This window comes from Achromobacter sp. D7-1 (assembly GCF_059760445.1).
This window is the reverse complement of record NZ_JCBAMT010000160.1, coordinates 1-3,571: the sequence shown is the minus strand read 5'-3', so window position 1 is coordinate 3,571 and position 3,571 is coordinate 1. Positions and strand designations below refer to the sequence as shown.

Here is a 3,571-nt window from a genome sequence, read left to right as displayed (position 1 = left end):
GGCTCGGGCTTCGCGGCGGTTTTGACGGGTTCGGACTTCGCAGCAGGCTGAGCCTGGGCGACAGGCGCGGCGGCCTGGGAGATAGATGGTTCGGACTTATTGGCTAGCACAACGGGTTCCGGCTTGGCTTCTTCAGCCTTGGGCTCGGTGGATTCAGTCTTGACTTCGGGCTTGGCCTGTTCGGCCACGGGCTCGGCAGGAGCAGGCGCCGGCGTCGGTTCGGGTTCAGGCTGGGCCTGGACTTCGGCGGCTTTCGCCTCGACGGGAGCGGGCGCTTCGGCCGCGACGGATTCAACGGGCGCGGGCGCTTCAACCGGCGCGGGCGCTTCTGCAGCAACGGGCTCTTCCGCCTGAACGGGGGCAGCAGCCTCCACCTGGGCGGGAGCGGCCTCGAGAGGGGCGGCCGCGACAGGAGCCTCGGGGACGACGGGCGCCGACACCTGCGGCGCTTCATCGACGGCTGCGTCATCTTCGGCACGCGCGGACGCGGCCTGTTCCAGGGCGATTTCGGAGGGATCACGCTTGACGAACACGCGCTTCTTGCGCACTTCGACCTGGATCGTGCGCGAACGGCCGGTGGCATCCGCCTGGCGGATTTCGGACGTCTGGCGGCGCGTCAGGGTGATCTTCTTGCCTTCGGTCGCGCCGTGGGCGCGACGCAGCGATTCGAGCAATTTCGCCTTGTCGCTGTCGGTGACGGAATCGTCGACCGATTTGAGGTCAACGCCGGCCGAGCGCAGCTGATCCAGCAGCACATTGGCAGGCATTTTCAGCTCGGTAGCGAACTGCGCGACGGTATTACTCGACATTAGGCTCTCTCTTCCCTATATGCAGCTATTACAAACAACGTGAACTCGCGGCGGCGGAAACTCCGTCCGCCGCGGACCCGTGTCCTTTTGGTTATTCTTCGTCGAACCAATGGGCGCGGGCACGCATGATGAGATCGCTGGCTTCCTGTTCGGTCAAACCGGCGATTTCCGCCAGTTCGTCCGTCGCCAATTCGGCCAGATCATCACGCGTATGCACTTGGCGCTCGGCCAGCTTGGCAGCCAGTTCGGGCGTCATGCCTTCGAGTTCAAGCAAGTCCTGCGCGGTCTCAAGGCGCTCTTCCTGGGCGATTGCCTCGGTCAGCAGCGCATTGCGGGCGCGGGCGCGCAACTCATTAATGGTGTCTTCGTCAAAGGCCTCGATTTCCAGCAGTTCCTGCATGGGCACGTAGGCGATTTCCTCGATACCAGTAAAACCTTCGTCGATCAGGATGTCAGCGACTTCCTCGTCGACGTCCAGCTTGCTCATGAACGTGGCGCGCAGGCCCGAACGCTCGACTTCCTGGCGGTTCAGGCTTTCTTCCGGCGTCATGATGTTGATCTGCCAGCCGGTCAGCTCGGAAGCCAGGCGGACGTTCTGACCCTTGGCGCCGATGGCCTTGGGCAGGTTTTCCTCGTCCACCACGACGTCCATCGCGTGCTTGTCTTCGTCGACGACGATGGATTCGACGTTGGCCGGCGCCAGGGCGCCGATCACAAACTGCGCGGGGTCTTCCGACCACAGCACGATATCGACCTGTTCGCCGCCCAGTTCGTTGCGCACGGCGGTAACACGCGAACCGCGCATGCCCACGCAGGTGCCGATCGGGTCGATGCGCTTATCGTATGCCACCACGGCGATCTTCGCACGCACGCCGGCGTCGCGGGCCGCAGCCTTGATCTCAAGCAGGCCCTGCTCGATTTCGGGAACTTCGTTCTCGAACAGCTGGCGGATGAAATCCGGCGCAGTGCGCGACAGGATCACCTGCTGGCCGCGCGCGGCGTGGTCTACGCGCAACACAAAAGCGCGAACCCGGTCGGCCACCCGGAGGTTTTCCTTCGGGATCATTTCGGAGCGCGGCAGGCGCGCTTCGATCTTGCCGGTTTCGACGATGGCGTCGCCCTTGTCCATGCGCTTGATCGTGCCGGACACGATGGATTCGCCACGGTCCAGGAAGTCGTTCAGCACCTGTTCGCGCTCGGCGTCGCGGATCTTCTGCAGAATGGCCTGCTTGGCGGCCTGCGCGCCGATGCGGCCGAACTCGATGGGTTCGAGCGGCTCTTCGATGTACTCGCCTTCCTGGATGCCGGGAACGATTTCCTGCGCATCCGACAGCATTTCCTGCTTGTCGGGTTCTTGCAGGCCAGCTTCGTCAGGCACGACCAGCCAGCGGCGGAAGCCTTCGTGATCGCCCGTGTCCCTATCGATGGCGACACGGATGTCCGCATCATCCTTGAAGCGCTTTTTCATCGCCGAGGCCAGCGCGCTTTCCAGCGCTCCGAACACGACGTCGCGCGTGACGTTCTTTTCACGCGCCAAGGCATCGACCAACAGAAGAATTTCGCGACTCATCGCTTTTTGCCCTTGAAATCCAGAACGGGATCCAGTTTTGCACGTTCGATATCGTCGACCGTGAAATTCAACACCTGGATTTCGTTCTTTTTTGCCTCAAATTCGAGACCGAACACGGTCTTTTGCATTCCAGCAGCCGCGTCGGAGGCTGCGGCGTCGTCTTCGGGCATCGTCAAGATGCCGGCAAAGACCTTGCGGCCGTCCAATGCCTCGCGCAGCTTGATTTCGATGCGCTCGCCTGCGAAACGGCGGAATTCAGCCTCGTTGCGCAGCGGGCGGTCTACGCCCGGCGAACCGACTTCCATCCGCTTGTAGTCGACGTTCTCGACTTCAAACACCCGCGACAATTGGCGGGACACCTGCTCACAGTCTTCGATGCGCACACCGCCGACCCGATCGATCGTGACGCGCAAAAGGCCCAGGGCGGCACGCTCGACGTCCACGAGTTCGACGTCCATGCCGGCCAGAGCCTCTTTGGTCAATGCGAATAAATCAGCCATATACTCAAAAAAAATGGGCTGCACGCCCAGCCCACCGTATTGCACAGAGCCCAGCCGCCACCCTACTGCACGTAAGGAGCAATGCTGGGCAGTGCCCTATATTGCGACCTAAATTTGGCTTGCGCCGCCCCGGTCAGTCCTGACCCGCCGCCCCAACCCGCAATTCGGATCAGGCGGCACCTGGCGCAAAGTCCGATGCCAACTACTGCCTGGCTGCTGCCGCCACCGCTGCATTCGCTACGCTTTTGCCACGAACTTGCCATGCATTTGCGATGCGTTGGCAATGGGTTAGCGCGGGTTTACAGAGGCATTGCGGCCTTACGGCACGCAAAAGGCAACGACACGAAGCCATGAAAACCATTGATTTTACCAGATAAACTGGAAAAACGCCTGATTCGTCACGGGCTTACGACTATGCGGGACATATCCCGCCCGGCGGCGCGGCCAGCGCGCCGCCCGACAGCGATCAGCGACCCTGCCGGCCGCGCCCGCCCATCACGCCCAGGCGGGATTCATGCGCCGACGCGCCGCGCGGCTGCCAGTCATCACCACGGGGAGCAGAGGAGGCATTACGCGGAGCGCGCGGCTTGCCGCCAGCGCCCGGCCCCTTGTTTCCAGCGGCGCCGCCCGCCTTGTTGCCTGCGGAACCCGTTGCCTTGTTGCCGCCACGACCGCCGCCGGCTGCCGCCGGC

3 protein-coding genes and 1 pseudogene are annotated in these 3,571 nt (G+C 63.0%); all 4 read right to left on the bottom strand.

Features of this window, described 5'->3' with window-relative positions:
• A partial coding sequence (locus tag AC6LKD_RS32510) for a translation initiation factor IF-2 associated domain-containing protein (protein WP_498118537.1) occupies positions 1-809 on the bottom strand: 809 nt, incomplete at its 3' end.
• Positions 810-900: 91 nt separating this feature from the next.
• Positions 901-2,379, bottom strand: a complete 1,479-nt coding sequence (nusA, locus tag AC6LKD_RS32505; RefSeq protein WP_013392462.1) for a transcription termination factor NusA — start codon at positions 2,377-2,379, stop codon at positions 901-903.
• Positions 2,376-2,879: a ribosome maturation factor RimP gene (gene rimP, locus AC6LKD_RS32500; protein ID WP_041652908.1), complete on the bottom strand. Its 504-nt coding sequence runs from the start codon at positions 2,877-2,879 to the stop codon at positions 2,376-2,378. Before rimP ends, nusA begins: the two co-directional genes overlap by 4 nt.
• A gap of 466 nt (positions 2,880-3,345) precedes the next feature.
• A pseudogene (locus AC6LKD_RS32495) lies at positions 3,346-3,571 on the bottom strand (23S rRNA pseudouridylate synthase B); the annotation flags it as partial.